At 63.1% G+C, this 23,858-nt stretch carries 24 protein-coding genes; 12 read left to right on the top strand and 12 right to left on the bottom strand.

Annotation, left to right across the window (positions count from 1 at the left end; genetic code table 11):
* Positions 1 to 83: 83 nt before the first annotated feature.
* Positions 84 to 1,025, top strand: coding sequence for a serine O-acetyltransferase EpsC (gene epsC, locus SA496_RS10195; protein ID WP_120651333.1), 942 nt, complete (start codon positions 84 to 86; stop codon positions 1,023 to 1,025).
* A 173-nt stretch (positions 1,026 to 1,198) separates the two neighbouring features.
* Here the strand turns inward: epsC and SA496_RS10190 are convergent, their stop codons facing one another.
* Entirely contained in the window at positions 1,199 to 2,329 is a 1,131-nt protein-coding gene (locus tag SA496_RS10190) for a M14 family metallopeptidase (RefSeq protein WP_120651334.1), read from the bottom strand.
* Positions 2,330 to 2,433: 104 nt separating this feature from the next.
* Positions 2,434 to 3,093 carry a YceH family protein gene (locus SA496_RS10185; protein WP_153922100.1) on the bottom strand — a complete coding sequence of 220 codons (660 nt, stop codon included), beginning with the start codon at positions 3,091 to 3,093 and terminating at the stop codon, positions 2,434 to 2,436.
* 443 nt (positions 3,094 to 3,536) lie between these two features.
* On the opposite strand from SA496_RS10185, the gene SA496_RS10180 reads away from it, so the two are divergent.
* On the top strand, positions 3,537 to 3,974 hold the full coding sequence (locus SA496_RS10180; protein ID WP_153922103.1) for a hypothetical protein: 438 nt from the start codon (positions 3,537 to 3,539) through the stop codon (positions 3,972 to 3,974).
* Between the two features lie 178 nt (positions 3,975 to 4,152).
* Here SA496_RS10180 and SA496_RS10175 read toward each other — a convergent pair whose 3' ends face one another.
* Both SA496_RS10175 and SA496_RS10170 read right to left on the bottom strand, forming a co-directional pair.
* Positions 4,153 to 4,443, bottom strand: coding sequence for a hypothetical protein (locus tag SA496_RS10175; protein ID WP_120651337.1), 291 nt, complete (start codon positions 4,441 to 4,443; stop codon positions 4,153 to 4,155).
* 83 nt (positions 4,444 to 4,526) lie between these two features.
* The gene (locus tag SA496_RS10170) at positions 4,527 to 4,850 is read right to left on the bottom strand and encodes a hypothetical protein (protein WP_120651338.1); all 324 of its coding nucleotides are present in this window, start codon (positions 4,848 to 4,850) and stop codon (positions 4,527 to 4,529) included.
* A gap of 179 nt (positions 4,851 to 5,029) precedes the next feature.
* Between SA496_RS10170 and SA496_RS10165 the strand changes: the two genes are divergently transcribed.
* Complete coding sequence (locus tag SA496_RS10165; protein ID WP_120651339.1) at positions 5,030 to 5,260, top strand: DUF2789 domain-containing protein; 231 nt, start codon at positions 5,030 to 5,032, stop codon at positions 5,258 to 5,260.
* A 51-nt stretch (positions 5,261 to 5,311) separates the two neighbouring features.
* Here the strand turns inward: SA496_RS10165 and SA496_RS10160 are convergent, their stop codons facing one another.
* The gene (locus SA496_RS10160; protein ID WP_120651340.1) at positions 5,312 to 6,055 is read right to left on the bottom strand and encodes an SDR family oxidoreductase; all 744 of its coding nucleotides are present in this window, start codon (positions 6,053 to 6,055) and stop codon (positions 5,312 to 5,314) included.
* Positions 6,056 to 6,182: 127 nt separating this feature from the next.
* Between SA496_RS10160 and SA496_RS10155 the strand changes: the two genes are divergently transcribed.
* Both SA496_RS10155 and ptrC read left to right on the top strand, forming a co-directional pair.
* The gene (locus SA496_RS10155; protein ID WP_330115367.1) at positions 6,183 to 7,094 is read left to right on the top strand and encodes a LysR family transcriptional regulator; all 912 of its coding nucleotides are present in this window, start codon (positions 6,183 to 6,185) and stop codon (positions 7,092 to 7,094) included.
* 238 nt (positions 7,095 to 7,332) lie between these two features.
* On the top strand, positions 7,333 to 7,527 hold the full coding sequence (gene ptrC, locus SA496_RS10150; RefSeq protein ID WP_120651342.1) for a type III secretion system co-regulatory protein PtrC: 195 nt from the start codon (positions 7,333 to 7,335) through the stop codon (positions 7,525 to 7,527).
* 1 nt (position 7,528) lies between these two features.
* On the opposite strand, the gene SA496_RS10145 is transcribed toward ptrC, so the two are convergent.
* From SA496_RS10145 to SA496_RS10130, 4 genes are all read right to left on the bottom strand, one after another.
* Positions 7,529 to 9,772 (bottom strand): xanthine dehydrogenase family protein molybdopterin-binding subunit, encoded by a 2,244-nt coding sequence (locus SA496_RS10145; RefSeq protein ID WP_330115366.1) that lies wholly within the window; start codon positions 9,770 to 9,772, stop codon positions 7,529 to 7,531.
* An 11-nt stretch (positions 9,773 to 9,783) separates the two neighbouring features.
* Complete coding sequence (locus tag SA496_RS10140; protein ID WP_120651344.1) at positions 9,784 to 10,242, bottom strand: (2Fe-2S)-binding protein; 459 nt, start codon at positions 10,240 to 10,242, stop codon at positions 9,784 to 9,786.
* Positions 10,243 to 10,348: 106 nt separating this feature from the next.
* Positions 10,349 to 11,278, bottom strand: a complete 930-nt coding sequence (locus SA496_RS10135) for an AraC family transcriptional regulator (RefSeq protein ID WP_120651345.1) — start codon at positions 11,276 to 11,278, stop codon at positions 10,349 to 10,351.
* Between the two features lie 198 nt (positions 11,279 to 11,476).
* Positions 11,477 to 12,499: a zinc-dependent alcohol dehydrogenase family protein gene (locus SA496_RS10130; protein WP_120651346.1), complete on the bottom strand. Its 1,023-nt coding sequence runs from the start codon at positions 12,497 to 12,499 to the stop codon at positions 11,477 to 11,479.
* 162 nt (positions 12,500 to 12,661) lie between these two features.
* On the opposite strand from SA496_RS10130, the gene SA496_RS10125 reads away from it, so the two are divergent.
* The 6 genes from SA496_RS10125 to SA496_RS10100 all read left to right on the top strand — a co-directional run bounded on the left by SA496_RS10125 (position 12,662) and on the right by SA496_RS10100 (position 20,845).
* Positions 12,662 to 13,579, top strand: coding sequence for a LysR substrate-binding domain-containing protein (locus SA496_RS10125; protein WP_120651347.1), 918 nt, complete (start codon positions 12,662 to 12,664; stop codon positions 13,577 to 13,579).
* Positions 13,580 to 13,974: 395 nt separating this feature from the next.
* Complete coding sequence (gene mexE / locus SA496_RS10120) at positions 13,975 to 15,216, top strand: multidrug efflux RND transporter periplasmic adaptor subunit MexE (protein WP_120651348.1); 1,242 nt, start codon at positions 13,975 to 13,977, stop codon at positions 15,214 to 15,216.
* Between the two features lie 11 nt (positions 15,217 to 15,227).
* A complete protein-coding gene (locus SA496_RS10115; RefSeq protein WP_153922119.1) occupies positions 15,228 to 18,416 on the top strand; it encodes an efflux RND transporter permease subunit in 3,189 nt (1,062 codons plus the stop codon).
* Complete coding sequence (locus tag SA496_RS10110) at positions 18,413 to 19,807, top strand: TolC family protein (protein ID WP_330115365.1); 1,395 nt, start codon at positions 18,413 to 18,415, stop codon at positions 19,805 to 19,807. Before SA496_RS10115 ends, SA496_RS10110 begins: the two co-directional genes overlap by 4 nt.
* A 208-nt stretch (positions 19,808 to 20,015) precedes the next feature.
* On the top strand, positions 20,016 to 20,207 hold the full coding sequence (locus SA496_RS10105) for a hypothetical protein (RefSeq protein WP_120651351.1): 192 nt from the start codon (positions 20,016 to 20,018) through the stop codon (positions 20,205 to 20,207).
* Positions 20,208 to 20,389: 182 nt separating this feature from the next.
* On the top strand, positions 20,390 to 20,845 hold the full coding sequence (locus tag SA496_RS10100; RefSeq protein WP_120651352.1) for a hypothetical protein: 456 nt from the start codon (positions 20,390 to 20,392) through the stop codon (positions 20,843 to 20,845).
* 22 nt (positions 20,846 to 20,867) lie between these two features.
* On the opposite strand, the gene SA496_RS10095 is transcribed toward SA496_RS10100, so the two are convergent.
* Positions 20,868 to 21,215 (bottom strand): DUF3509 domain-containing protein, encoded by a 348-nt coding sequence (locus SA496_RS10095; RefSeq protein WP_120651353.1) that lies wholly within the window; start codon positions 21,213 to 21,215, stop codon positions 20,868 to 20,870.
* Between the two features lie 293 nt (positions 21,216 to 21,508).
* On the opposite strand from SA496_RS10095, the gene SA496_RS10090 reads away from it, so the two are divergent.
* On the top strand, positions 21,509 to 21,850 hold the full coding sequence (locus SA496_RS10090; protein WP_120651354.1) for an FKBP-type peptidyl-prolyl cis-trans isomerase: 342 nt from the start codon (positions 21,509 to 21,511) through the stop codon (positions 21,848 to 21,850).
* A 195-nt stretch (positions 21,851 to 22,045) separates the two neighbouring features.
* On the opposite strand, the gene phnX is transcribed toward SA496_RS10090, so the two are convergent.
* Positions 22,046 to 22,873: a phosphonoacetaldehyde hydrolase gene (gene phnX / locus SA496_RS10085; RefSeq protein WP_330115364.1), complete on the bottom strand. Its 828-nt coding sequence runs from the start codon at positions 22,871 to 22,873 to the stop codon at positions 22,046 to 22,048.
* 86 nt (positions 22,874 to 22,959) lie between these two features.
* A complete protein-coding gene (locus tag SA496_RS10080) occupies positions 22,960 to 23,841 on the bottom strand; it encodes a LysR substrate-binding domain-containing protein (RefSeq protein WP_330115363.1) in 882 nt (293 codons plus the stop codon).
* Between the last annotated feature and the right edge of the window lie 17 nt (positions 23,842 to 23,858).

Genomic DNA, 23,858 nt, shown 5'->3' with positions numbered 1-23,858 from the left:
ATTTCCGTTGAACACCCTCTTGCGGAAGTCAGGTAATTCTCCGCACGCTATAGCGATCCGGACCGCGCCTTACAGGTACCTCAATGAACAGACTTCCCTATGTCGCCACCGGCTGCCAGCCGGTGAACTGGCAACTCGACCAGATCGTCAACGACCTGCGCGACGCCCGTGCCCAATGGCGCGCCCAACATGGCCGCCTGCAGGACCGTGGCGGTCGTGAACTGCCGTCGCGCGTTACCGTCGGGCAGATCATTGAAGCCCTGTCCGGCGCCCTCTTCCCCATGCGCCTCGGCCCGGCTGATCTGCGCGAGGAAAGCGAGGACTTCTACGTCGGCCATACCCTGGACGTGGTGCTCAACGCGCTGGCCGGCGAAGTGCGCCGTGAACTGTCCTATGCCGCGCGCCAGAACGGCGTCAGCGGCGACGATATCGCCTGCCAGGCGATCGAGATCGTCAAAGGGTTCGCCGCCACCCTGCCCAAGCTGCGGATACTGCTGGACACCGACGTGCTGGCCGCCTACCAGGGCGACCCGGCAGCCCGCAGCGTGGATGAGGTACTGATCTGCTATCCGGGTGTGCATGCAGTCATCCACCATCGCCTCGCCCACTACTTCTACACGGCCGGCCTGCCGCTGCTGGCACGGATGATCGCCGAGATCGCCCACTCGGCCACGGGCATCGACATCCACCCCGGCGCCCAGATCGGCAAGAGCTTCTTCATCGATCATGGCACCGGCGTGGTCATCGGCGAGACGGCAATCATCGGTGAGCGGGTGCGCATCTATCAGGCCGTGACCCTGGGCGCCAAACGCTTCCCCGCAGACGAGGAAGGCAACCTGCAGAAGGGCCAGCCGCGCCACCCGATCGTCGAAGACGACGTAGTGATCTATGCCGGCGCCACCATCCTCGGCCGTATCACCATCGGCAAGGGCTCCACCATCGGCGGTAACGTCTGGCTGACCCGCAGCGTGCCGGAGCACAGCAACATCACCCAGGCGAACCTGCAGAACGAGTCGGGGGTGTAAGGCCGTTTGTGGCAGCCAATTATTGTGGGAGCGAACTCATTCGCGATTGAAATCGCTCCCACATTGGCCTGACAGGCGCTCGACAGAGCCCCCCTCTGCAAACCCTATCCGGCCAGCCCATGCAATAAACAAAACCGGCCCCATCAGGGGCCGGTTTTCATTGCGCGGTCGTCTCAGCGCAGCTTGTCGACCATCGCGGCGATCACCGACAGCACATCCTTGCCCAATCGCTTGGAACGATCACCGTTCCAGGCCGTACGCGGGTGCGGATTGTCGTCGTGGTCCTTGAACGGCATTTCGATGGTGAAGGACAGGCAATCGAAAGCCATGCCCACCGCATTGCAGGCCAGCGTGGTATTGGCCTGGCCGGGTTCGTCGCGGGGATAGCCGAACGTCGTCTGGAACTCTGCGCCCATGTCGACTAGACGCTGGCGGAACTCGGATTCCAGGGCTTCCAGGCGCGGCGTGTATCCGGGGTTGCCCTCACAGCCGGCGGTGAACACATGGGGAATTTCCTCGTCACCATGGATGTCGAGGAAAAGGTCCACACCCACCTTGCGCATCTCTTGCTGGACGAAGAACACCTCGGGCGTTTCCGTGTCGTTGGCCGACTGCCAGGCGCGGTTGAGGTCCTTGCCGGCGGCATTGGTGCGCAGGTGGCCACGGAAGGCTCCGTCCGGGTTCATGTTCGGCACCAGATAGAGGTCGGCCTTGGCCAGCAGCGCGTCCAGTTCGGAATCGCCCTGCTTCGACAGACGCTCGATCACGCCTTCCATGTACCACTCGGCCATGTGCTCGCCAGGGTGTTGCTGGGCAATGATCCAGACCTTGCGCTGGGCATTGGGGTTGCGGCTGACCCGAAGCAGCGGAATCTCGCGGCCTTCGATGCTCTTGCCAATTGCCACGATCTCAGCGCCCGCCTTGTCCAGGGCTTCACTGATCAACCATTCGTGGCGCGCGCGGCTGTACGGTTCGAAGTAGGCGAACCAGATCTGCTCGTGGGTGGGCTCCAGAGCGAAGTGCAGGCCCTTGTCGTCGAAGTTGCTGGGGACACGGAACCAGTGAACCTGATCATAGGAGGCGGCGGCGTTGTAGCCGGTCCAGGCATGACTGTAGGCGGACTGGCCGGCATTGGTAAGGCTGAAGCTGTGGCGCTGGCCGGGGGTCAGGCCGTCGACTTTGAAGTGGAACCACTGGAAGTGGTGGCTCTTCAGGTCCGGACGCATGGCCAGCAGAACCTGTTGCGGGTTGCTGGCGTCAATTACTTCGATATTGCCGCTGTCGAAGTCCGAGCTGATCTTCATGGATACCTCAGGGGCGGTGTTTCACGGTTGCGACAGCATCGCAGGTCGAATCGTGCGGGGAAATCGTCGGGGCGACATCGACGGACAGCCGGCGCCCCGCAGGGTCACTCGCCGCGATCTTCCAGACGAGCCAGGCGTGCTTCCAGGTCGGCGACCCGAGCTTCCAACTCTTCGATCCGCGCATCAGCGGCGGCGCGTGACTCGCCCCGCTCCGGCTGGCTGGCACGAGCCTCCAGCAGCGCCTCCAGATCGGCCGGTTCGCCCATCAGGTGCATGTAGCGATCTTCCCGCTGGCCGCCCTGGCGCGGCATCAATACCGCCAGCCCGCGGGCGATCAGGCGTTCGAGCTGGTGCCGGACGTCCTCGGTATCGTCGAAGTCGGTCAGGCGATTGCTACGGGTCAGCAGCTCACCGAGGGTCTGCGGGCCGCGCAGGAGTAGCAGGCCGATAAGGATCAACTGCGGCTGCACCACTTCCAGCGCCTTGTCAGCTCGCTGCTCCCAACGGTCTGCACGGCTGCCCATCACCAGCTTCACCAGATTCCGCGCCTCGAGGTTGCGCAGCGACTGCCCAGCCTGCCCGGGCGTGACATTCATTACCGGCTCGCGGCTGGTCTTCTGGTTGCAGGCCAGCACCAGGGCGTTAAGGGTCAACGGGTAGGACTCGGGTGTTGTGGCCTGTTTTTCAATCAGGCTCCCGAGCAACCGAGCCTCGATTGCATTGAGTGGCGCGTCGGCAAATTGGGCATGGATCTCGGTGGACATAGCACTATCCGTTTGCTGAAAAGTGCCACTAGCCTAGTCCCCGCCGGCTGGCGAGAAAAGCATTCCTCCCTGCCGCCTTCCAATCAGTGTTTTCAGGGCAGGCAGCAGAAGTGTTCGACAACTGACGCAGCCGCTCTGGAATAGCCATCACAGATAGCTAACCGGGTTGGAATGAGTGGAGACTGATACTTCAGTGGTGGTGTTTGAAGGGTGCCGCAGCCATATCAAATCGCATAATTCGATTATACCAATTTCAGGAAAAAGCCTTTCCACTTTGCGCAACCACTCCCTGAAAAATCTCTTAAGCCATTGTTTTTAATGATATCTCCACAACTATCATTAACGTCGATGGTAACCATTACACAGGATCACTTCTTCATCGAAATCACATCAGTAACATGGGCCCCGTAGACAAATTCCAACCCTCCACGAGGTGCCCGAAAATGAAAAAGCAAATCCTTGCCAGCCTGTTCATCGCCAGCCTGTCTGCCACTGCCTTTGCCCTGCCGAAAGGCGTCACCGTTACTGAAAGTGGTTCAGATCGCACCTCGATCCATCGCGTAGCTGAAGGTGGCGCCGACCGTACCGGTACCAACCGCATTGCCGAAAACGGCTCCGAGCGTTCGCAATCCCTGCGCGTTGCCGAAGGTGGCTCCGACCGCACCAAAGCCTTCGATGTCGCCGAAAACGGCTCCGAGCGTTCCCAGTCCCTGCGTGTTGCCGAAGGTGGTTCCGACCGCACCAAAGCCTTCGATGTCGCCGAAAACGGCTCCGAGCGCTCCCAGTCCCTGCGCGTTGCTGAAGGTGGCTCCGACCGTACCAATGCCTTCCGCGTAGCCGAAGGTGGTGCCGACCGCACTGGTGCCAACCGCATCAGCTGATCCCGGAGCAATCAAGAGGCAGGCAACTACGATGTATGCAGTTTCTCGAAAGGCAGAAGGCGCCACTTGTGGCGCCTTCTTTCATTTCGGGAGATCGGAAAAGATCACTTCAGGTTACGTGGCATAGCGCTCCGCGGGATGGGACTCACCCTTCCAGCCGCACAGTCACCCCTTCCCCTTACTTCACCAGGCTCAGTCGTTTGTCGGTGAACACGCAGATCACCCCGGCCTCGTTGTACATCACCTGGTAATTGAAGTCGCAGTAGGCCGCCGCCACGCTCAGCGGCAGGGACTGGTTGACGGCTTTGCCCGCCTTGAACCAGGACATCTGGCCGGATTTGCACAGCTTGGCCTCGGCATCGGTACTGTAGGTACACAGCACAGCCTGGTCGATGGGCTCTTCTTTCAGGCAACCAGCCAGCGGCAGGGCCACGAGACCGACGAGTGCGAGTTTCTTCAATGGGGACATGGAGAGCTCCGTGTTGGGTCGATCCGCCATATGCGGACCCGGGACCTTTGATCCATGGCCCCGCGCCGGGTTCCGCAACTGGATCAGGTATAGCCGGTATAAAGCAGCATTCCCCAGGACATCAGGAAAGTTGCCGCCAGCCCGACCAGGTAGTAGCCGCCCGCAAGCAACAGCTTGAAGGACAGCCGACGGGGTGAATCGTGGATCAGTGGAAGAGCGGAAATGGCCGGCACCAGAAACATACCGAACGTGCTCAAGCTGGAATTGAACAGCCAGTGGATCTGGAAGAACTCATGGAGAAACTGGGCAAGGAAAATGAACAGGACGGGTGACCAGACAGGGGCGACCAGCAGCGTAGCCTCCACCGGGTCCCGGAATGAATGTTTCTGCTCGCTCTGGATGCCCATTCCGCCCCCCATGCAGGTGGCCCGCGGCTCGATAGCCGCGCTTTTTTGTGAGGCTAGACAAGACTGTCGGCAGCGCAAGCCATAGCCGACATGCTGCCATCCGACGGCCCTGGCCGGCACAGGGTCTATAGTCGATGGAAATCTTGTTTTCCGTCGAACGCCCCACCGGAGGCACGTAAATGGACACCAGCCATCACTCCCTCAGCGCCCTCTTCGATCAACTCGGCCTGCCCTCCGGAAAGTCCGAGATAGACAGCTTTGTCGCCGGGCATCGTCTGGCGGTGGGACAGGCCCTGCCTGACGCGCCATTCTGGAGCCAGTCCCAGTCCAGCTTCCTGCGCGACGCCCTGCTGGATGACTCCGACTGGGCCGAGGAAGCCGACGAACTGGCGGTACTCTTGAGCAAATAGACGAAACAAAGAAAGGCGGCCACTTGGGCCGCCTTTTTTTGCTGGCTGGGATCAGAAATCCTGAACCGCGGGACGCAGCACCACCTCGTTGATGTCCACGTCGGCCGGTTGCTCAATGGCGTAGGCGATCGCCCGTGCCACAGAATCGGCCGGAATGGCCATCTTGTAGAACTCGCCGACAGCCTGGGTGCTTTCCTGGTGGGAGCTGCCGTGCTTCAGCTCGGAATCCACGGCCCCGGGAGAGATCACCGTCGTACGGATAGAACCATCGACTTCATGGCGCAGACCTTCACTGATAGCGCGTACCGCGAACTTGGTGGCGCTGTAGACGGTGCCGCCCGGGCTGAACACCTTGATGCCGGCCACCGAAGCGACGTTGATGAAGTGACCGCCGCCCTGCTTGCGGAACAGAGGAAGCGCCGCAGCAATCCCGTGGAGTACGCCCATGACGTTGATATCGAACATGCGCGACCACTCGTCCACCTTGACCTCATCCATGGGTGCGATGGCCATCAGTCCCGCGTTGTTCACCAGCACGTCTACGCGACCGAAACGCTGTACCGCACCTTCGATCAGTGCGGCCACCTGCTCGGCCGAAGTCACGTCGGTGGCGATTGCCAGGGCTTCGCCGCCGTTGGCTTCGATCTCGGCGACCAGGCTTTGCAGGCGCTCGACCCGACGCGCACCGAGCACCACCTTGGCACCCTTGGATGCCAGGTGACGGGCGGTGGATTCGCCCAGACCGCTGCTGGCGCCAGTGATGACCACGACCTTGGAAGAAATGTTGTTGCTCATTGAGGGCACTCCAGAGAAGCCCGGAATCAGGATGAATCCGGTAACTGGACGCCAGTATCGGAAAGCTCTTACCGACACGGAATGGAATAGTTAGGATTTTGAAATTCCAAAAAACGGAACACACACCATGTTCAATCGCATCGAACTTCTGCGCATTCTCTGCGTAGCCGCCGAATCGCCCAGCTTCCGCGAAGCTGCCACCCGCCTGGGTGCTTCGCCGCAGACCGTGACTCGCGCCATCAAGGACCTGGAAGGCCAGTTCGGCGAGCCGCTGTTCCACCGCAGCACCCGCCATGTGCAGATCACCGCCTTTGGCGAGCGGCTTGTCAGCCAGGCCCGTGAAGCCCTTGCCGGACTGGACCAGCTGTTCCAGCAACATGGCGGCAAACGCGAAGAAGAAATGGCCGGGCGCGTGGGTATCGCCGCGCCACGCTCGGTAGGTCGGCGTTTCCTGCTCCCGGTACTGGCGAAGATCGCCCGTGAGCATCCGCGCATCCATTTCGATATGCGCTTGTCCGACCAGCTCACGGACTCGGTCGAACAACAGATCGACCTCGGCGTGCGCATCGGCTTCATCCGCGACCGCCGCTACATTGCCCGGGCCGTAGCGCAGATTCCGCTACTGGTGGTCGGGGCTCCGGAACTGTTGCAGCGCCTCGGCGCACCTGGGACGGTGGACGAGCTGCACCACACGCCCACCACCGCGCTGATCGACAACAACACCGGACGCGTCTGGCCCTGGATGTTTGCCGAGGGGAGGCAGATCCAGCCGGCCAGTGCCGCTTTCTGTACCGACGACCCAGAGAACGAACTGGAAGCCGTGCTGGCCGGATTCGGCTTCGGCCAGCTACCCAGTTACCTGGTCGACCCGCACATCCGCGCCGGCCACTTGAAAGTGGTGCTCCAGGAGCAGGCGCCACCGCCCTGGGAGATGTTCATCTACCGCCCGCAACAAGGCCCGGTATCACCGCGGGTTCGACTCGTCCACGACCTGCTGGTGGAGCATCTGTCCGATCCCACGCTCGTGCCGCAGCGGTAGGCAGCCTTGCGAATGCGTGAGCCTTTGCAGGAGCAAGCTTGCTCGCGAAAGACAGTGTGTGGACTGTTCGCGAGCAAGCTCGCTCCTACAAGTTCGGCAGCTAGCCAGGCGCTCGAGATCCGGTCATGCCATCGACAGAAGTGATGTTCACCATCACGCCCAATCAATTCCGCACTGGACACCTCGGCGGCACTATCACTCCATCGGCCTTGCGGCCAACCGGAACGAGACCAACGCCATGTCCGCCGACCCGCGCATCAGCGACAACCTGTATCAGGTCACCCACGTGACCCTCGATGAACTCCGCCTGCACTTCGAAACCGAAGTGGTAGTCGGCCTGGAAGACGGCAGCCTGGCCGTGCGCAAGGCCCCCACTCCGGTTGCCGAGCGCAAGGCCCTGCGCGAACTGATCTGCGCCGCCCAGGCCGCCTGAATCAGGCCTGCTGCACCTGCTTCGGCAGCGGCAGCTTGTAGATCCGCTGGCCCACCGCCGCGTACAGCGCATTGGCCACCGCCGGCGCAATCGGCGGTACGCCTGGCTCCCCAACCCCGCTAGGCGCTTGTGCCGATGGCACGATGTGCACCTCCACCACTGGCATCTCGTTGATCCGCAGTACCTGGAAGTCGTGGAAGTTGGACTGTTCCACCACCCCGTCCTTCAAGGTGATTGCGCCGTGCAGTGCGGCAGCCAGGCCGTAACCTATGCCACCTTCCATCTGCGCCCGGATCACGTCTGGATTCACCGCCACCCCGCAATCCACCGCGCAGACCACTCGATCCACCCTGTAGCTGCCATCGGCCTTCACGGTCACTTCCGCCACCTGGGCAACGAAGGAGCCGAAGGATTCGTGCACGGCGATTCCACGTCCGCGCTTCTCGCCTTCTGCACCCGGCTTCAGTGGTTTGTCCCACTCCGCTTTCTGCGCTGCCAGCTCAAGTGCGCCGAGATGGCGTGGCTTCTTGCCGAGCAACCCTTGGCGGTACGCGTAAGGGTCCTTGCCGGCGGTCGTGGCCGCCTGATCGATCAGGGTTTCCACCGCGTAGGCCGTGTGGGTGTGACCCACGGAGCGCCACCACTGCACCGGCACGCCGATGTCATCCGGCGTGTGCAGCTCCACCTGGAGGTTGGGCACCGCGTAGGCCAGGTTGGACGCGCCCTCCACCGAGGTGTGATCAATGCCTTCCTTCACCATCGCCCCCTCGAAGGCCGTGCCCTTGAGAATGGACTGCCCCACCACTCGCTGGTGCCAGCCCTGCAACCGGCCCTCGCCATCCAGCGCCAGGCGCGCCCGGTGCAGATAAGCCGGACGGAAGAAGCCTGCATGGGTGTCATCTTCGCGGGTCCAAACCAGTTTCACCGGTACGTCCTGGCCTTTGGCCCGGGCCGCCTTGGCGATGGCCACCGCCTCCAGGAGGTAGTCCGACTGCGGGTTTGCACGACGACCGAAACTGCCACCCGCGTAGAGCTGGGTCAGGCTGACCTTCTCCACCGGGATGCCCAGGTACTTGGCGATGGCCAACTGATCCACCGTCTGGAATTGCTCGCCGTTCCAGACATCGCATTGTCCCGCGGATATCTTCACCAGGCAGTTCATCGGCTCCATGGCGGCATGGGCCAGATAGGGAAACTCGTAGTCGGCCTCGATCAGCTTGGCTGGCTGTGCCAGGGCCGCGGCGATATCCCCCTGTTTGCCGGCGATTCGGCCCTCCTTGCCGGCGGCCTCGCGGTAGCGGGAGAAGATTTCCTCACTGCCAAGCTTGAACGCCTTGCTTTCATCCCACTCCACGACGAGCGCATCGCGGCCCTGGCGCGCCGCCCAGGTGTTCTTCGCCAGAACCGCTACGCCGGATCGGCCGTGGGGAGCATCCTTGAACTCCACCACCTCGACGACGCCGGGCACAGCCTTGGCCTTGCTTGCATCCACCGTCTTGGGAACGCCGCCGAAGCGCGGCGGATAGGCAACCACAGCGACCAGCATGCCGGGCAACTTGAAGTCCTGGGTAAAGGTGGCACTGCCGTCGGTCTTGTCGGCGCTGTCCTTGCGGGAGAGCCGTTCCTTGCCAATCAGCGTGAAGTCCTGGGGCGACTTGAGTGACACCTCCGCCGGCACAGCCTGACGCGCCGCCGCGTCGGCCAATTCACCGAAACCGGCCTTCTTCCCAGAGGCAGCATGGCTGACCACCCCCTTGCTCACGGTAATTTCCGCCGCTGGCACCTTCCACTGCTCGGCGGCGGCCGCCACCAGCATGACGCGGGCGCTGGCACCGGCCTTGCGCATTTGCTCATAGGAATTGGCGATGGCTGAACTGCCGCCTGTTCCCTGCATCGGCCCGAAGGCCAGGTTGTTATAGAGCGCAGCGTTGGCCGGTGCGCCCTCGACCTGTACCTGGCTCCAGTCGGCATCCAGTTCTTCTGCCAGCAAGGTGGCAAGACCGGTGTAGCTGCCCTGCCCCATTTCGACGTGCTTGGCCAGAACGGTCACTCTGCCATCACCGGCAATACGCACGAAGGCATTGGGCATGAAAGGTTCGGCGCTTGCAGCCAGGGCGTCACCGCCTTTCAGCAAGGGGGCAAAGGCGATGCCCAGCGCCAGGCCGCCGCTGCCCTTGAGGAAGGTCCGCCGGCTGACATTGAGGATGCCGCTGGCGGCTCGGGTTTCGGTTTCGAACGTGCCCATGTCGACTCTCCTCAGGCCAGGGTGCCGGCCGCTTCATGGATGGCGGCGCGAATGCGCACGTAGGTGGCGCAGCGGCAAATGTTGCCGCTCATCGCTGCATCGATATCGGCGTCGCTGGGTTTGGGATTGACGCGCAACAGAGCCGTGGCGGACATGATCTGCCCGGACTGGCAGTAACCGCACTGCACCACGTCGAGATTGCGCCATGCGGTCTGCACGGCTTTGCCCACCGGGTCTTCAGCCACCGCTTCGACCGTGGTGACCTTCTTGCCCACCACCATCGAGACCGGGGTGATGCAGGAGCGGGTCGCCTGGCCGTCGATGTGTACGGTGCAGGCACCGCACAGGGCCATGCCGCAACCGTACTTGGTTCCGGTGAGGTTGGCGACATCGCGCAAGGCCCACAACAGCGGCATATCTGCAGGCACGTCGAGCTCAACGTCCTTGCCATTAAGGTTCAGGGTAATCATCAGGCGTACCACCTCGGACTGGATGGTTCAGGGAACCGGCCGGCAATGCCGAACCGGCATTCGGGAACAAGACAATGATGGTTCAGGCGCCCCGATCGGGGCGAATTCACGCCGACTGGCGCAAGCGCGCGATATCGCGCAGCGGCGGCGCGCCGAACAGCCGGCTGTATTCACGACTGAATTGCGATGGGCTCTCATAACCCACGCGGCCACCTGCGCTGGCGGCATCCAGGGCTTCCACCAGCATCAGCCGGCGGGCCTCCTGCAAGCGCAGCTGCTTCTGGAACTGCAGCGGGCTCATGGCCGTCATCGCCTTGAAGTGGTGATGCAGGGCCGAGGTGCTCATGTTCACCTCATTGGCCAGGCGTTCGATCTGCAGCGGCTGGTGGAAGTTCTGCCGCAACCAGTTCACGGCGCGGCCGATGCGATGGCCCTGGGTGCCACTGCTGGCAATCTGGCGCAACTGCCCGCCCAGTTCGCCGCGCAGCAGGCGGTAGAGAATCTCCCGGCGAATCATCGGCAACAGCACGGGAATATCTTCAGGTGCGTCCAGCAGGCGCAACAGACGCAGCACGGCATCCTGCAGGGACGCCGTCAGGCCATTGACCGCCAGGCAGCGCGGACAAGGACGCGGCTCCTGGGCAGGGATATCGAGCTCCATCAGCAGCGCGCTGATTTCCTTGGGGTCCAGGGAAAGGCGCAGACTGAGGAAAGGGACTTCCGGGCTGGCTTCGAGCACCTGGCCGATCACCGGGACGTCGACCGATACGATGAGGAACTGCGAGGGCCCGTAGTAATAGGTTTCCTCGCCCAGCAGCACTTTCTTGCGCCCCTGCACCACCAGGCCCAGGGCGGGTTCGTAAAGACAGTGCAGCGGCTCGCTGGGAAGGGAGGTGCGATATACCAGCAAGCCCGGGACATCCGTTTCATAGACGCCGTCTTGCCTGGCGAATCGTTCAATGAAGTGCACCAGCTCCTTCTGCTGGCGCGCAGCCGTATCCGATTCCTGCGCGGCAAGGAGCGCATGTGCATTCATGGTTTCGACCCTCGATGAAGATGGGCCAACTCTACCCATGAGATGCATGGGTAGTCTCGTACCTGGAAGCGGTTCAAGAGAATCAGGCAATAATCCAGCAGAAATCGGCTATCGATCCGGCCGCCTCGCGCGGCACACTGCCCAACATTCCACAACAAGACAGATTCGGGGCGGACCCTAGGGCCCGCCCCGCCTTCCTCAGTCGGCAACCTTCATCACCACACGCCCACCTGCCGGGCAGGTTTCCATGTGACGGTTGGCCTCGACGAAGTCCTCGAACGCGAAAACGCGATCAATCGGAGGCTTCAGCAGATGATCACGGGTCATCTGGTTGATATGGTCCAGCGCCCGCTTGACCGAAGCCTCATTGGTCTCGATGCCCAGCTCCGGCGAACCGGTGAAGTCGAGTACGCAATGACGATAGAACTGCAGGTGTTTCTTGAACGCGGCGCAAGCCGGGAACGCTGTGTCGTTACCGCCGTTACAGCCATAAACGACCAGCTTGCCGCGCTGCGCGGCGACGTCGCCCAGAAGCTTCATCTGCTGGCCGGCGCACTGGTCCAGGACCACTTCGACACCTTTGCCCTGGGTGAAGCGCTCGACCTCCAGGACCAGGTCCTGCTCTTCGGTGACGATGATCTTGTCGGCACCCAGTCCTTTGATAAAGGCACGGCTTTCCGGGTAGCTGGTCGATGCGATCACCTTGGCACCCAACGCCTTGGCCAGCTGCACCGTCTGCGGCGCCAGGCAATGCCCTGCCTCGGTGACCAGTACATGCTGGCCCGGCTTCAGGCCGCCCAGATCTACCAGGGCGAAATAGGCCATCAGCAGCGGCGTGTAGTGGATGGCGGCTTCCTCGGGCGTCAGCGCGTCGGGATAGGCCACCAGCCCATTGCGTGGCATCAGCACCAGATCGCCCCAGGCCGGATGATGGCTCGGCGTGCTGGCCGGGAAGCTGGCAACTGGCGTACCGGGGGTCAGGTCGTCAACGCCTTCGCCAACGGCCTCCACAATGCCGGCCATTTCGGAGCCAAGGCCGGAAGGTAGCTGGGCAGGTTGCTCGGCAGCCAGGTTCTGCCGCCAGAGCACGTCCCGCCAGCCCACACCCAGGGCCTGGGCACGAACCAGTACTTCACCCGGCCCCGGAATGGGGGTGGGCATCTCGTCCAGTTGAAGGACTTCTGGGCCTCCAAACTGGTGAAAACGGATCATGCGGGACATCACATACCTCGCCTGTTGACTCTTCATAGCCACGGACTCTATCCGGGCTTTATCTACAAAACCACCTGCAGCCATTGATAGTTGTCATAAACGGCGATGATGTGAGCCTTGACGACCGGTCATTGGAACTGCACCTTTCACACATTAATTACGGATGATTCCATGAACCGGAACGACCTGCGAAGAGTTGACCTCAACCTTCTTATCGTGTTCGAGACGCTCATGCATGAGCGCAGCGTAACGCGTGCGGCAGAAAAACTGTTCCTCGGGCAGCCGGCTATCAGTGCTGCGCTGGCCCGACTGCGGACCTTGTTCGACGACCCGCTGTTCGTCCGTACCGGCCGCAGCATGGAGCCGTCGGCCCGGGCCATGGAGATCTTCGCCCTGCTCTCCCCGGCCCTGGACTCCATCTCTACCGCCGTCAGCCGCGCCGCCGACTTCGACCCCGCCACCAGTAATGCGGTATTCCGGATCGGCCTGTCGGACGACGTGGAGTTCGCCCTGCTCCCCGCCCTGCTTCGCCGCCTGCGCGCCGAAGCGCCCGGTGTGGTGCTGGTGGTGCGACGCACCAACTATCTATTGATGCCCAACCTGCTGGCTTCCGGCGAGATATCCGTGGGCGTCGCCTACACCGAGGAGCTGCCGGCCAACGCCAAGCGCAAGACCCTGCGTCGCTCCAAACCCAAACTCCTTCGCGCCGACTCGGTCCCCGGCGCACTGAGCCTGGACGACTACGCCGACCGTCCGCATGCCCTGGTGTCCTTCGCCGGCGACTTGGGTGGCTTCGTCGACGAAGAACTGGCCAAGGTAGGGAAAACCCGCAAGGTGGTCCTCGCTGTACCCCAATTCAACGGCCTGGGCACCCTGCTCGCTGGTACCGACCTGGTAGCCATGGTCCCGGACTATACGGCCGCAGCCCTGACCGCCGCCGGGGGCCTGCGCGCCGAAGACCCACCTCTGCCGGTCCAGTCCTTCGAGCTGTCCATGGCCTGGCGCGGCGCCCAGGACAACGACCCCGCCGAGCGCTGGCTGCGTTCACGCATACAAATGTATTGCGGGGACCCGGACAGCCTGGAATAACGGCCTCGCGAAGCCCCTCATTTTGTAGGGGCGAATTCATTCGCCATGTCTGCGTTAGTTGTTGCGAGAGTTTTTCAAACTGGCCAATAGCCTTGTAGGAGCTGGCTTGCCAGCGAAGCGCGGCCATTCGCAGGCAAGCCAGCTCCTACGGGCAATGCAACTGCCAGCAACATGCAACGCAGACATCGCCATTTCACGAAGGCCTGCCCATCAGACTCTCAGGGGACGCTGCGCATCCCTCGGCGATTGAAATCGCCCCTACAGTTCCCGAATCCATAACCCCGCCCTGATCAATCACTTCCAGTAATAGTCATCTTCAGGGCGTTCGATTCGTCTGGTCGAAACGCCGCAATCAGACTCCGCCCATTCATAAAACCAATTGGCGGAGCTGTCCCATGGAAGCAATACAGAAGAATCTCTGGCGTTACCCTCTTACCCTCGCGGCGGCGGTGGTACTGGTAGCCTGCGGCAAGGCACCGGAAGCCACGCTCAACCAAGCGGCCCCCAAAGTCAGCGTCGCCGAAGTGATCGAACAGCCCCTCAACGAATGGGACGAATTCACCGGCCGCCTGGAAGCTCCGGAGTCCGTGGAAATTCGCCCGCGCGTCTCCGGCTACATCGACCGCGTGGCCTTCGACGAAGGCAGCCTGGTGAAGAAAGGCGACCTGCTGTTCCAGATCGACCCACGCCCCTTCGAGGCCGAGGTCAAGCGCCTGGAAGCCCAGCTGCAGCAAGCCCGCGCCAACCAGAACCGTGCCGCCAACGAAGCCCGCCGCGGTGAGCGCCTGCGCCAGAGCAATGCCATATCCGCCGAACTGGCCGACGCTCGCGCCAGCGCTGCCACCGAAGCCCAGGCCGCGGTCGCCGCCACCCAGGCCGAACTGGACAACGCCAAGCTCAACCTCAGCTTCACCCGCGTGACCGCGCCCATCGACGGTCGCGTCAGCCGTGCAGAAATCACCGAAGGCAACCTGGTCAACGCCAGCCAATCGCTGCTGACCTCGGTGGTCTCCACTGACAAGGTCTACGCCTATTTCGACGCTGACGAGCGCGCCTTCCTCAAGTACGTGGAACTGGCCCGCAAGACCGGCTCCGACACCCGCGCCGCCAGCCCCGTCTACATGGGCCTGTCCAGCGAGACCGGCAACCCTCACCTGGGCCAGTTGGACTTCCTCGACAACCAGGTCAACCCGCGCACCGGCACCATTCGTGGCCGCGCCGTGTTCGACAACAAGGACGGCCGCTTCACCCCTGGCCTCTACGCCCGCATCAAGCTGGTTGGCAGCGAGACCTACCCCGCCGCGCTGATCAAGGACGAAGCCATCGGTACCGACTTGGGCAAGAAGTTCGTCCTGGTGCTCGGTGACGACAACAAGGTGAATTACCGCTCCATCGAACTGGGGCCGAAGCTGGAAGGCCTGCGCATCGTTCGCAGTGGCCTGGCCAAGGGCGAGACCATTGTCGTCAACGGTCTGCAACGCGCCATGCCTGGCGCCCCGGTGGAACCGCAGTCAGTCCCCATGGCTGACGAATCCACCCTCGCGCAACTGGCACGCCTGCGCCAATCGGTCGACAGCAGCAACGCCCCACGGGTGGCTGAGCAGAGCGCCAAAACTTCCGTCGGCCCGCGCGGCTGAGGTAGCACGTCATGAATTTCTCCCAGTTCTTCATCCTGCGGCCGATCTTCGCCGCCGTGCTGTCGCTGCTGATCCTGATCGGCGGTGCCATCTCGCTGTTCCAGCTGCCCATCAGCGAATACCCGGAAGTGGTACCGCCGACAGTGGTCGTGCGCGCCAACTTCCCCGGCGCCAACCCCAAGGTGATTGGTGAAACTGTCGCCTCGCCGCTGGAACAGGCCATCGTCGGTGTGGAAGGCATGCTCTACATGTCCTCCCAGGCCACCAACGACGGCAAGCTGACCCTGACCATCACCTTCGCCCTGGGTACCGACCTGGACAACGCGCAGGTGCAGGTGCAGAACCGCGTGACCCGAACCGAACCCAAGCTGCCGGAGGAAGTCACCCGTATCGGCATCACGGTCGACAAGGCCTCGCCCGACCTGACCATGGTCGTGCACCTGACCTCGCCGGATAACCGCTACGACATGCTCTACCTGTCCAACTATGCCGCGCTCAACGTCAAGGACGAGCTGGCGCGCCTGGACGGCGTAGGGGACGTGCAATTGTTCGGCATGGGCGACTATTCCCTGCGCGTGTGGCTGGACCCCAACAAGGTCGCCTCGCGCAACCTGACTGCCACTGATGTGGTCAATGCCATCCGCGAACAGAACCGTCAGGTGGCAGCCGGCGCCCTCGGTGCGCCGCCGTCCAACGCCGGCAACAGCTTCCAGCTCTCGATCAACACTCAGGGCCGCCTGGTTACCGAGGAGGAGTTCGAGAACATCATCATCCGCGCCGGCGAGGACGGCGAGATCACTCGCCTGAAAGACATCGCTCGTGTCGAGTTGGGCTCCAGCCAGTACGCCCTGCGCTCTCTGCTGAACAACCAGCCGGCCGTGGCCATCCCGGTATTCCAGCGTCCCGGTTCCAACGCCATCGAAATCTCCGATGCAGTCCGGGCACGCATGGCCGAGCTGAAGCAGAACTTCCCCCAGGGCATGGACTACGAAATCGTCTATGACCCGACGATCTTCGTGCGCGGCTCCATCGAGGCCGTGGTCCACACCCTGCTCGAAGCCATCGTGCTGGTGGTGCTGGTGGTGATCCTGTTCCTGCAGACCTGGCGCGCCTCGATCATCCCGCTGGCCGCCGTGCCGGTGTCGTTGATCGGCACATTTGCGGTGATGCACCTGTTCGGCTTCTCGCTCAACGCCCTGTCGCTGTTCGGCCTGGTGCTGGCCATCGGCATCGTGGTGGACGATGCGATCGTCGTCGTGGAAAACGTGGAGCGGAACATCGGACTCGGCAAGTCGCCGGTGGAAGCCACCCGCCAAGCCATGAAGGAAGTGACCGGCCCGATCATCGCTACCGCACTCGTGCTGTGCGCCGTGTTCGTGCCCACCGCCTTCATCTCCGGCCTCACCGGGCAGTTCTACCAGCAGTTCGCGCTGACCATCGCCATCTCCACGGTGATCTCGGCCTTCAACTCGCTGACGCTGTCGCCGGCCCTGGCCGCCGTGCTGCTGAAGGATCACCACGCGCCGAAAGACCGCTTCTCCCGCGTACTCGACAAGATGTTCGGTGGCTGGCTGTTCGGCCCGTTCAACCGCATGTTCGAACGCGCCGGAGGCGGTTACGTCCGTACCGTACGCCGCGTCCTGCGTGGCAGCAGCATTGCCATGCTGGTCTATGGCGGCCTGCTGGTGCTCGGCTACCTGGGCTTCTCCAGCACCCCGACCGGCTTCGTGCCGCAACAGGACAAGCAGTACCTGGTGGCCTTCGCTCAACTGCCGGACGCCGCCACCCTCGACCGTACCGAGGCTGTGATCAAGCGCATGTCCGAGATCGCCTCCAAGCATCCGGGCGTCGAAAACACCGTGGCCTTCCCGGGTCTGTCCATCAACGGTTTCACCAACAGCCCGAACAGCGGCATCGTGTTCACCCCGCTCAAGCCCTTCGATGAGCGCAAGGACCCGTCCATGTCCGCTGGCGCCATCGCGGCCGAGCTGAACAAGCAGTTCGCGGATATCCAGGACGCCTACATCGCGATCTTCCCGCCGCCCCCGGTACAGGGTCTCGGCACCATCGGCGGCTTCCGCCTGCAGGTCGAGGATCGTGGCAACCTGGGCTACGAGGAGCTGTACAAGCAAACCCAGAACATCATCGCCAAGGCCCGCCAGTTGCCTGAGCTGAACCCCATGTCGGTGTTCACCAGCTATCAGGTCAACGTGCCCCAGGTGGATGCCGCCATCGACCGCGAGAAGGCCAAGACCCACGGCGTGGCCATCAGCGACATCTTCGACACCATGCAGGTGTACCTGGGTTCGCTGTACGCCAACGACTTCAACCGCTTTGGCCGCACCTACCAGGTCAATGTCCAGGCAGAACAGCAATTCCGCCTGGAGCCCGAGCAGATTGGCCAGCTGAAGGTACGCAACAACCGTGGCGAGATGATTCCGCTGTCCACCTTCGTCAAGGTGGAGAACAGCTCGGGCCCTGATCGCGTGATGCACTACAACGGCTTCATCACCGCCGAGATAAACGGCGCTGCAGCCCCCGGCTACAGTTCCGGCCAGGCCGAGGCAGCGATCGAGAAACTGCTGAAGGAAGAGCTGCCCAACGGCATGACCTTTGAGTGGACCGACCTGACCTACCAGCAGATCCTCGCCGGTAATACCGCGGTGTTCATCTTCCCCCTCTGCGTGCTCCTGGCCTTCCTGGTACTGGCCGCCCAGTACGAGAGCTGGAGCCTGCCGCTGGCGGTGATCCTGATCGTGCCGACCGTACTGTTCTCCGCCATTACCGGGGTGATCCTGGCCGGTAGCGACAACAACATCTTCACCCAGATCGGCTTGATCGTCCTGGTGGGCCTGGCATGCAAGAACGCCATCCTCATCGTCGAGTTCGCCAAGGAGAAACAGGAAGAAGGTCTGGATCGCGTCGCCGCCGTCCTGGAAGCCTGCCGCCTGCGTCTGCGCCCGATCCTGATGACCTCCATCGCTTTCATCATGGGCGTGGTGCCGCTGGTGCTGTCCTCCGGTGCCGGCGCCGAAATGCGCCATGCCATGGGCGTTGCAGTGTTCAGCGGGATGATCGGCGTGACCTTCTTCGGCCTGCTGCTGACCCCGGTGTTCTATGTCCTGATCCGCGGATTCGTCGAGAAGCGCGAAGCGCGCAAGGCCGCCCGCGCCCAGCAACTGAAGGAAGCACACACATGATTCACAAGGCTTTTGCCCCCGCTCTGCTGGCCCTGGCGCTTGCCGCCTGTGCCGTAGGCCCGGACTACAAGGCCCCGGAGAGCGAGCCCGCGCGGCTCGCCTCTTCCGAAGGTGTGAAGGTTGATCGCACCCGCTTCGAGAGCCTCTGGTGGCAGCAGTTCGAAGACCCGACCCTGAACCAGTTGGTGCAAGAGTCGCTGAAGGAAAACCGCGAACTGCGCATCGCCTTCGCCCGCCTCAAGGCCGCCCGCGCCATCCGCGATGACGTCGGCAACGACCAGTTGCCTGTGGTCACCGCCGGAGCCAGTGCCGAAATTGGCAAAGGCCAGCAGCCTGGCGTAACAGAAGAGCGGGTCAACGCCGAACGCTACGACCTGGGTCTGAACATGGCCTGGGAGCTGGACCTGTTCGGTCGCATCCAACGGCAGATCGAGGCCAGCGAAGCGGAAACCGACGCCGCCCAGGCCGACCTGCAACAGTTGCAGGTGAGCCTGATCGCCGAGTTGGTAGACGCCTACGGCAACCTGCGTGGCGCACAGCTCAGGGAGCGGATTGCACGCGAAAACCTGGAGAACCAGCAGGAGTCCCGCGGCCTGACCGAACAACTGCGCGACGCGGGCGTCGGCAGCGAGCTGGATGTGCTGCGCGCTGACGGTCGTCTGGCCGCCACCGAAGCCAGCCTGCCGCAACTGCAGGCCGAAGAAGCGCGTGCCCGCAACCGCATCGCCACACTGCTCGGCCAGCGTCCGGAACAATTGTCCGTGGACCTGTCTCCCAAGCCCCTGCCGGTGATTGCCAAGGCACTGCCCATCGGCGATCCCGCCGAGCTGCTGCGTCGTCGTCCGGACGTGCGTTCAGCGGAGCGGCAACTGGCCGCCGCCACCTCCGGTGTTGGCGTGGCCACGGCTGACCTGTTCCCGCGCGTGAGTCTGTCGGGCTTCCTCGGCTTCACGGCCGGACGCGGCTCGCAGATCGGCTCCTCCGCCGCACGAGCCTGGGCGGTGGCACCGACCATTTCCTGGGCAGCCTTCGACCTTGGCAGTGTTCGCGCCCGACTGCGTGGCGCCGAGGCCGACGCCGACGGTGCACTGGCCAACTACGAGCAACAAGTGCTGCTGGCCCTGGAAGAGTCGGAAAACGCTTTCAGCGACTACGGCAAACGCCAGGAACGACTGGTGTCGCTGGTGCGCCAGTCGGAAGCCACCCGCGCCGCCGCCGAACAGGCCGCGACCCGCTATCGCGAAGGTACCGTGGACTTCCTCGTGCTGCTGGACGCCGAACGCGAGCGCCTGGCTGCCGAAGACGCCCAGGCCCTGGCCGAAGTCGAGGTCTATCGCGGCATCGTCGCCATCTACAAGGCCCTTGGCGGCGGCTGGCAACCTCAGGCGTGATCATTTCCTCCCTTGTCCGGCCTGCCCCGGCCGGCAGCTTTACCCCGCGGGTCCGAGCTCCTCGCCGCGGGGACTTTTATTCAGCTCTCCGTGGGCGTCCGGGAAAAGCCGGCTCCCCGGAAGCCTGCTGACCGCGTCAAGGATGGCAGTACCGAATTCGGAGAAAGCTCTGGATACCCCAACCCTTGATCTCGATAGGAGAGATTCCATGAAAAAGCTCATCACTTCCGCAACCCTTCTGGCCGTCGCCCTTTCCGCGGGTTCCGCCATGGCATCCGGCGGTGGCGACCGCACCATCTCGCGCTATGAAAAGCGCCTGGCGCAGATCGAGAAGCAGCAACGCGAGGCAAACGAAGCCGTTGCCCAGAAGGAACTCGCAGAAAAAGCAAAACGTGGCTAAGCCACAGGGACGGGGCGGGATTACCTGCCCCATCCCGCCCACAGCGATAACCCGCCGGCCCTCAGTCGAGGTCTGGCGGTTTGTCCCGCCCCCATCACCTCGGGCGTGATCGCTGCAGGCGACGCACTTGCCTCGGCGACAATCGCCGGCTAGCGTCATGCCGACAGCCGACGAAGCCCTCCATGCCAACCGACGCCCAGATCCTCGCTGCCATAGATACCGCCTTCGGCGACTGCCGGCGCCCGGAGCACTTCACCAATTTCCAGCATTGCTGCGAATGTGCAGAGCACGACGCGCTGCTGTGCAGTCGTGACCGCGAAACACTGCAACACGCGGATGTTGGCAATGCCGGTTGGGACCCTATCTGTTTCTGCTCGCCCGAAGGCATCGCCTACTACTTCCCAACTCTGGCGCGCTTCGCGTTGGCCGAGCCGTCGCCGGAAATAGACTGGTATGGCTGGCAAATGGTCTTCCATCTCGGCTACGGCGGCGCGGAAAACGCTTTGCTCCAGCATTGCTCGACGGCTCAGCGCCAAGCCGTGGCCAGCTTGCTGGCGCACCTGCTCGATACCCGTACCGAGCTACTGGAAATGGACGCCGACGCTGCTCTGCACGCCCACGGAAACTGGTCGCGTTGAGCGGACTTCAGACCGCAGGGGATCAACGGGGAGGCTGGCCAGATGCCAGCTTGCGCCGCGCCACTAGTGTCTTGGCCGCCGTCATGTGAATGGGGCCGCCCTGGTAGGTGGGCAGCTCGCGCGATACCCAATCGATCCCCTTGTCACGCCAGTGAACCTCACCCGCCTCCAGTTTCATGTCCCTCTGCACTTCCCGGATCACCTGACGAACACGCTCGTCGCTATAGAAGGCTTCGTTGTCGATGGCTTTGCAGAAGGTCGCACCATCCTGGCTGATCAGCGTGAGCAGCAGCGACCCGTCGGGTCGCGGCTTCACGTCGACCTGATGCTGCGGGAAAGCGTCATAGAAGGCAGTGAATGGCAGCTTCATGCGGAACACTCCTGTCGGACCATGGGTCGTTCGGACCCTGTTTCTTGCACTCGGCATGCCCGTTCGCCGTTTCCACCAATTTCCTTGCTAATCAGGCATATGGCGCGAACGCACTGTGTCGCTTCCGGGTGACTTGCACGGTCCCTAGTCCAATCCCCGTGCAAGTTGCACGAAGTTCCGATGAAACCGGCTTCCTGTCGTCTGGCCACTGGGCTTGACCAGTGCGCCCTATCCTGCGAAAAGGCTGCGCGCAAATGGCCGGGCCCGGTCGACGAACCAAGGAGCACATTCCCATGAGTGACGAACTGCAGATAACCGATATCCAGCTGGGCGACGGCAAGGAAGTGGTCAAGGGCGCCCTGATCACGACCCAGTACCGCGGCACCCTGGAAGACGACACCGAGTTCGATTCCTCCTACAGCCGTGGCAAACCCTTCCAGTGCGTGATCGGCACCGGTCGCGTTATCAAGGGCTGGGACATCGGCCTGATGGGCATGAAGGTCGGCGGCAAGCGCAAGCTCTTCGTCCCCGCGCACCTGGCCTATGGTGAGCGCCAGGTCGGTGCCCACATCAAGCCGAACTCCAATCTGTGCTTCGAAATCGAGTTGCTGGAAGTCCTGACCCGCGACGATTGAGCACACGCCCAAACCTGTAGGAGCGAGCTTGCTCGCGAATATAGATCGACCCCACTGATCGAGTGACGACAAGGCGGCCAGCCACAGGCTTGTGGCCTGGGCCGCCGCCGGCACCGCAGGGTATGGGAGTTGAAACGCCCGGCAATCGTGTCACCTGACGGCGACAGGATACCGGGCGAATCTGTCAGCAGGCTGTCAGCTGGACTGGGGCATCTCGCCACGGGCCAGGCGCTTGTTGATGTCGTCGATCACCGCCGGCAGGTCGGCGATGGTGTCGATCAGGTAGTGCGGGCGGGAGCCTTCGAACATCTGGCCGATGCGCGCGCGCTCCTGGTCCAGCTTGTCCTTCGGCAGCGCCTTGAACTGCTCGTACGTCAGGCCCAGGGCGTTGCCCGAGCAGGTCAGCGCCACGGTCCACATGCCGGCGCTGCGGCCTTCGAGGATGCCCGGCCAGGTGTCGTCCACCTTCACGCAGGCGGCCACATCGTCGATGCCGAGGGCGATGACGTTGGCCAGGGACTGCGCCGGGTGCGGGCGGCCGTTGGGCACTTCGTCGGTGGCCACCACGTGGTCCGGCGTGTAGCCGTTCTCGCGGGCCAGCTCCACCACCTTGGCCATCACCACCGCCGGGTAGCCGGAGCAGGTGCCGATCTTCAGGCCCTTGCCGCGCAGGGTGGCGATGGCGTCGAGGGCGCCGGGGATCAGCGCGGAGTGCAGGCCGATCTTCTCGATCTGCAGCGGCATGAAGCGCTCGTAGATGGCGGTGACGTCATCGTCGGTGGGCAGGCGACCGAAGGCGGCGCGGTAGCGTTCGGCGATGGCCGGGATGTCGCAAAGGGTGCGGATGTGGTCCCACTTGCCCATGCCCATCGGGCCGCGCGCTTCTTCCAGGGAGACGGCGACGCCGAATTCACCGAAGGCCTCGACGAAGATCTGGGTCGGCGCAAAGGACCCGAAGTCGACGACGGTACCGGCCCAGTCGAGGATGACGGCTTGCAGATGGGTGGGTTGCTTGTAGTCCATGGTGGATCTCCAGTTTCAGGGATGAGAGGGGCTGCTCCGCGCCAGTGGCGGGAGTCATGCAGGTTGCTGATCGGGATCAGATGGAATCAGGGAGGTGGTGCGTCGGGCTGCGCGTTGGAGTCGAACAGCTCGTTGATCATCGGCCGGTTGCGGCGGATACCCAGGCAGCACAGGTAGTAGTCGATGTGGAACGGGTGGTCGACGAAGGTGATCGGCCGCGTTCCGGGCGTCTGCGCATACTCCACCGCCGACACGAAGCCAATCCCGATGCCCTGGGCAATGGCGTGGACTATGGCTTCGCGGCTGTTGAGCTGCATCGCGCAATCGAGCTCCACACCGCGCCGGTGGCACTCCTCCTCCACCAACTGGCGGGTCCGCGAGGCGCGCTCGCGCAGTACCAGCCGCTGCCCGCTGATTTCCTCGACACGGACCTGTTCCTGGCTCGCCCAGGGGTGATCGTCACGAACCACGGCGATGATCGGGTAGCTGCGGTAGAGCTGGGTGTTGAGGCGCTGGTCGAACTCCGACAGGGCGAGAATGGCGACGTCGATGTCGAAGTTGTACAGCCGCTCCAGGGTCTCGCCCTCGGTGTTGAAGGACGTCTCCAGCTCGATCTCCGGGTAACGCTGCATCAGTTGGTAGGTCAGGCTCATGGCGATCGGCGGCGACACCGCGCCAAGGCGCAGCATGCCCGCCTTGCGTTGCTTGAAGCTCTGCAGCAATTGCACCGCTTCGCTCTCCTGGCCGAACAGGCCCTGGGTGATCGAGTAGAGCTCGCGGCCCGCCGCACTCAGCTCGATGAAGCGGCCACGGCGATGGAAAAGTTCCACGGAGAACTGCTTCTCCAGCGAGCTGACCTGCTCGCTCACCGTGGGCTGGCCGACGCACAGGTACTCCGCCGCAAGTGTGAAGCTGCCCGTCCGGGCCACGGCGTGAAAGGAGCGGAGCCACTTGTGGTACTGGTACATGAAGAGTTCCGGGCGTC

The sequence above is a fragment of the Pseudomonas sp. JS3066 genome (assembly GCF_036328175.1).
Classification (GTDB): Bacteria; Pseudomonadota; Gammaproteobacteria; order Pseudomonadales; family Pseudomonadaceae; genus Metapseudomonas.
Note: the sequence above shows the minus strand (reverse complement) of the source record. Positions and strands in the feature narration are given on the sequence as shown.

What these genes read in the sequence shown, in the direction of transcription:
- epsC (WP_120651333.1), top strand. Translation starts at nt 84, where the DNA reads ATGAACAGACTTCCCTATGTCGCCACCGGCTGCCAGCCGGTGAACTGG.
- SA496_RS10190 (WP_120651334.1), bottom strand. Translation starts at nt 2,329, where the DNA reads ATGAAGATCAGCTCGGACTTCGACAGCGGCAATATCGAAGTAATTGAC.
- SA496_RS10185 (WP_153922100.1), bottom strand. Translation starts at nt 3,093, where the DNA reads ATGTCCACCGAGATCCATGCCCAATTTGCCGACGCGCCACTCAATGCA.
- SA496_RS10180 (WP_153922103.1), top strand. Translation starts at nt 3,537, where the DNA reads ATGAAAAAGCAAATCCTTGCCAGCCTGTTCATCGCCAGCCTGTCTGCC.
- SA496_RS10175 (WP_120651337.1), bottom strand. Translation starts at nt 4,443, where the DNA reads ATGTCCCCATTGAAGAAACTCGCACTCGTCGGTCTCGTGGCCCTGCCG.
- SA496_RS10170 (WP_120651338.1), bottom strand. Translation starts at nt 4,850, where the DNA reads ATGGGCATCCAGAGCGAGCAGAAACATTCATTCCGGGACCCGGTGGAG.
- SA496_RS10165 (WP_120651339.1), top strand. Translation starts at nt 5,030, where the DNA reads ATGGACACCAGCCATCACTCCCTCAGCGCCCTCTTCGATCAACTCGGC.
- SA496_RS10160 (WP_120651340.1), bottom strand. Translation starts at nt 6,055, where the DNA reads ATGAGCAACAACATTTCTTCCAAGGTCGTGGTCATCACTGGCGCCAGC.
- SA496_RS10155 (WP_330115367.1), top strand. Translation starts at nt 6,183, where the DNA reads ATGTTCAATCGCATCGAACTTCTGCGCATTCTCTGCGTAGCCGCCGAA.
- ptrC (WP_120651342.1), top strand. Translation starts at nt 7,333, where the DNA reads ATGTCCGCCGACCCGCGCATCAGCGACAACCTGTATCAGGTCACCCAC.
- SA496_RS10145 (WP_330115366.1), bottom strand. Translation starts at nt 9,772, where the DNA reads ATGGGCACGTTCGAAACCGAAACCCGAGCCGCCAGCGGCATCCTCAAT.
- SA496_RS10140 (WP_120651344.1), bottom strand. Translation starts at nt 10,242, where the DNA reads ATGATTACCCTGAACCTTAATGGCAAGGACGTTGAGCTCGACGTGCCT.
- SA496_RS10135 (WP_120651345.1), bottom strand. Translation starts at nt 11,278, where the DNA reads ATGAATGCACATGCGCTCCTTGCCGCGCAGGAATCGGATACGGCTGCG.
- SA496_RS10130 (WP_120651346.1), bottom strand. Translation starts at nt 12,499, where the DNA reads ATGTCCCGCATGATCCGTTTTCACCAGTTTGGAGGCCCAGAAGTCCTT.
- SA496_RS10125 (WP_120651347.1), top strand. Translation starts at nt 12,662, where the DNA reads ATGAACCGGAACGACCTGCGAAGAGTTGACCTCAACCTTCTTATCGTG.
- mexE (WP_120651348.1), top strand. Translation starts at nt 13,975, where the DNA reads ATGGAAGCAATACAGAAGAATCTCTGGCGTTACCCTCTTACCCTCGCG.
- SA496_RS10115 (WP_153922119.1), top strand. Translation starts at nt 15,228, where the DNA reads ATGAATTTCTCCCAGTTCTTCATCCTGCGGCCGATCTTCGCCGCCGTG.
- SA496_RS10110 (WP_330115365.1), top strand. Translation starts at nt 18,413, where the DNA reads ATGATTCACAAGGCTTTTGCCCCCGCTCTGCTGGCCCTGGCGCTTGCC.
- SA496_RS10105 (WP_120651351.1), top strand. Translation starts at nt 20,016, where the DNA reads ATGAAAAAGCTCATCACTTCCGCAACCCTTCTGGCCGTCGCCCTTTCC.
- SA496_RS10100 (WP_120651352.1), top strand. Translation starts at nt 20,390, where the DNA reads ATGCCAACCGACGCCCAGATCCTCGCTGCCATAGATACCGCCTTCGGC.
- SA496_RS10095 (WP_120651353.1), bottom strand. Translation starts at nt 21,215, where the DNA reads ATGAAGCTGCCATTCACTGCCTTCTATGACGCTTTCCCGCAGCATCAG.
- SA496_RS10090 (WP_120651354.1), top strand. Translation starts at nt 21,509, where the DNA reads ATGAGTGACGAACTGCAGATAACCGATATCCAGCTGGGCGACGGCAAG.
- phnX (WP_330115364.1), bottom strand. Translation starts at nt 22,873, where the DNA reads ATGGACTACAAGCAACCCACCCATCTGCAAGCCGTCATCCTCGACTGG.
- SA496_RS10080 (WP_330115363.1), bottom strand. Translation starts at nt 23,841, where the DNA reads ATGTACCAGTACCACAAGTGGCTCCGCTCCTTTCACGCCGTGGCCCGG.